The organism is Cellulomonas olei (assembly GCF_039548315.1).
In the GTDB taxonomy this organism is placed as follows: Bacteria; Actinomycetota; Actinomycetes; order Actinomycetales; family Cellulomonadaceae; genus Cellulomonas.
The window spans coordinates 1-3,056 of record NZ_JBCLVN010000063.1 but is presented as its reverse complement, the minus strand read 5'-3'; the positions used below and the strand labels follow the sequence as shown (position 1 = coordinate 3,056).

The 3,056-nt window shown below is 76.9% G+C and carries 3 protein-coding genes and 2 pseudogenes; all 5 read right to left on the bottom strand.

Annotation, left to right across the window (positions count from 1 at the left end; translation table 11 throughout):
- Window positions 1-246 (bottom strand): annotated as a pseudogene (locus tag AAHH18_RS16015) (hypothetical protein); the annotation flags it as partial.
- Complete coding sequence (sigK, locus tag AAHH18_RS16010; RefSeq protein ID WP_283319299.1) at window positions 243-818, bottom strand: ECF RNA polymerase sigma factor SigK; 576 nt, start codon at window positions 816-818, stop codon at window positions 243-245. The pseudogene AAHH18_RS16015 and the gene sigK, both read right to left, overlap by 4 nt.
- Window positions 819-922: 104 nt before the next feature.
- Window positions 923-2,233 carry a hypothetical protein gene (locus AAHH18_RS16005; protein WP_343302299.1) on the bottom strand — a complete coding sequence of 437 codons (1,311 nt, stop codon included), beginning with the start codon at window positions 2,231-2,233 and terminating at the stop codon, window positions 923-925.
- A 90-nt stretch (window positions 2,234-2,323) separates the two neighbouring features.
- Window positions 2,324-2,515, bottom strand: coding sequence for a hypothetical protein (locus AAHH18_RS16000; RefSeq protein ID WP_283319301.1), 192 nt, complete (start codon window positions 2,513-2,515; stop codon window positions 2,324-2,326).
- Window positions 2,516-2,770: 255 nt separating this feature from the next.
- A pseudogene (locus AAHH18_RS15995) lies at window positions 2,771-3,056 on the bottom strand (glutathione ABC transporter ATP-binding protein); the annotation flags it as partial.

Here is a 3,056-nt window from a genome sequence, read left to right as displayed (position 1 = left end):
CGCGCGCGCGAGGGTCGCGGCCCGGACCGCGTCGGGCGGCGGCGTCGCGACCGCGCCGCCGAGGCGGGCCGCGGTCTCCCGGAGCGAGCGGCCCTCGCGGGCGGCGTCGGGGTCGCGGGCCATGAGGTCCTCGACGGCGGCCCGCTCCGCGTCGGTGACGGCGTCCAGCGCCCAGGCGCCGAGCAGCTCGCGGGAGGCGGCGTCGTCGGGGCGGCGGTCGCCGGGCCGCGGCGGAGGCGTGCTCATGCGGCCACCCCCAGGCAGTCGCGCAGCCGCACGAGTCCGTCGCGGATCCGGGACTTCACGGTGGGCAGCGGGGCGTCCAGGTGCTCGGCGACCTCGCGGTACGTGCGGCCGTCGTAGTACGCCAGGACGACGGCCTCGCGCTGCGTGTCGGTCAGGCCGCCGAGGCAGTGCCGGACGCGCTGCGCCTCGAGGCGCTCCTCGGCCTGCTCGGCGACGACGTCGAACGCGGTGGGCCGGTCGGCGTCGAGGGCGGCCTGGTCGCGGTCGCGCTGCGCCTGGACGGACCGCACGCGGTCCACCGACCGTCGGTGCGCCATCGTGGTCGCCCAGGCGCGCGCCGACCCTCGGCGGGCGTCCCACCGGGCGGCGGTGCGCCAGATCTCCACCATGACCTCCTGGGTGACCTCGGCCGCGTGGTCCGGGTCCCGGAGCACGGCGAGCGCCGTGCCGTGCACGGCGGGGGACAGCATGTCGTAGAGCGACGCGAACGCGTCGAGGTCGCCCTCGGCCACGCGCGCGAGCGCCTGGTCGGCGGCTGCGCGCGCGGTGGCGCGGGAGTCGGGGCTGGGCACGCGCGCCAGTGTGCCGTACGCGCGTGGGTGCGGCCCGGTGGGCGTGCCGCCGGCCCCGGCGGGGATCGGGACCGGCGGCACGGTTCTCGGGACGCCCGGGCGCGTCAGGCGACGAGGGCCGCGGCGAGGGAGTCGATCGCCCCGGCGAGCGTCGACACGTGCATGCCGAGACCGGCTGCCACGTCGTCGGCGGGCAGCTCGCCGCCGCTGACCTCCTCGAAGAACGCCCCGGCCTGCGGGCGGTAGCCGTCGAGGTCGGCGAGGGCCTGCTGGCGGCCGTCCTCGTCACCGGTCGCGTCGGCGACCGCGTAGTCGACGAAGAACCCGATGTGCTCGCGCCACAGGTCCAGGAACTCCGCGCCCTTCTCGTCGCCCGCGAGGGACGCGACGGCGTCCGACAGCGCGACCGAGTTGGCGTCGAGGGTCGCCGCCGCGCTGGTGAACGCGTCGGACTCCACGCCGCCCTCCGCGGTGTAGGCGGTGAAGACCGCGAACGACGCGAGGTAGACGTGCTCCTGCAGCAGCGCCGTCAGGGTCGAGCGCAGCGTCGAGGCGTCGTCTATGGCGTCCCCGGGCAGGCCGGCGCCGGCGGCGAGGCCGGTCGCGATGGTCGCGGCACCCTCGCCGACGTGCTGGGCGGCCGCGCGCAGCGCGTCGGACGCGCCCGGGTCACCGGCGGCCATCGCGTCGATCGCGGCGGTCAGCGTCGTGACGTGCATCGCGAGCGACTCCGCGACCGCGTCGGCCGGCAGGTTGCCGGCGCTGATCTGCTCGAAGAACGCGCCGGCCTCGGTGGTGTACCCGTCGAGCTCTGCGCGCGCGGCGTCGGCAGCGGCCTGGTCGCCGCCCTGCACGGCCACCGCGTAGTCGACGAAGTACCCGATGTGGGTCTCCCAGAGCTGCTGGAACGTGTCGCCCTGCTCCTCGCTGGCGAGCGAGCCGATCGCGTCCGCCAGGTCCTGGGTGTTGCCGTCGAGCGCGGTCTTCGCGGCGGCGAACTCGTCGGAGTCGGCGCCGGCGGTGTAGGCGGTCGCGACGCCGATGCCGGTCAGGTAGACGTGCTCCTGGAGCATCGCCGTGAGGCCCGCGCGCAGGGCGGCGGCCTCGGAGTCGACCTCGCCGGCGGTGCCGGTCGCGGCGGCGAGGCCGGTCGCGAGGGTGAGGCCCGTCTCGGGCATGTGCGCCGCGGCGGTGCGGGCGTCGGCGAACGGGTCACCCGTGCTGACGGGCATCACCTCGTCCATGCCGTCCGTCCCGGACATGCCGTCGTGGTCCATCCCGTCGGTGCTGGACGAGGCGGCGGGCATCGACCCGGTGTCGCTCTCGCCCCCGTCGCTGCACGCGGCGAGCGTGAGGCTCAGCGCGAGTCCGGCGGACAGGACGGAGACGGCGTAGGTGCTGCGGGTGCGTCGCATGGTGACTCCTCGGTCGCGGGTGCTGTCGAGGAGGGTTCGGAGCCGAGCCGCCCGCGGATGGGTCGCCCGCTCGCCGGGCCGCGCGGCGGGTCAGGCGGCGCCGTGGTGCGCGAGGGCCAGCAGGGCGTCCTCGGGGCGGGTGGCGTGCTCGGGGGCGGGGCCACCGGTGAAGCAGCGGCAGGCGCCGTCGCGGTGCACGAGGTTGGCGTGCGGGCGCGCGACGCAGGGCGCGGGCCGGCCGGCGGGGTCGAGCGCCCCGGGGTTCTCGAGGACGAGGGTCATGCGGGTACTACCTCCGTGCGGTGGACCGCGGGCGGTCCGTGACGGTGCGGGGGAGATCCGCGCCGTGGTCGCCGGGCCGCCTGGGCGTCCCGGTGGTGATGTGTCCATCGGACGGTCGCACAGGTTCCTGCGAAGTCAGGCACCCCAGTGCGCCCACGGACGGGTGAAACCGTTCCCAGGTGGTCGGGATCACGTCGCCCGGGCGCGGACGCGGGCCCTCGGTCCCGGGAGCGGGGCCCGCGCGGCCCGCGTGCGTCAGCCCGCGAGCCGTGCCGCCCGCCGCTCCGCCTGCGCGGCCGGGTCGGGCACCGGGGCCGCCGCGAGCAGCCTGCGCGTGTAGTCGTCCTGCGGCGCACCGAGCACCGTGCTGCGCTCGCCGACCTCCACGAGCCGGCCGCGGTGCATGACGGCGACGCGGTCGGCGAGCTCGTCCACGACGGCCAGGTCGTGGCTGATGAACAGGCACGCGAACCGCAGCCGCTGCTGGATCGACCGGAACAGCTCCAGCACCGTGGCCTGCACGGAGACGTCCAGGGCCGAG

Bases quoted from the DNA above. Each gene is read 5' to 3' on its own strand.
- AAHH18_RS16000 (WP_283319301.1), bottom strand. From the start codon at position 2,515: ATGACCCTCGTCCTCGAGAACCCCGGGGCGCTCGACCCCGCCGGCCGG.
- AAHH18_RS16005 (WP_343302299.1), bottom strand. From the start codon at position 2,233: ATGCGACGCACCCGCAGCACCTACGCCGTCTCCGTCCTGTCCGCCGGA.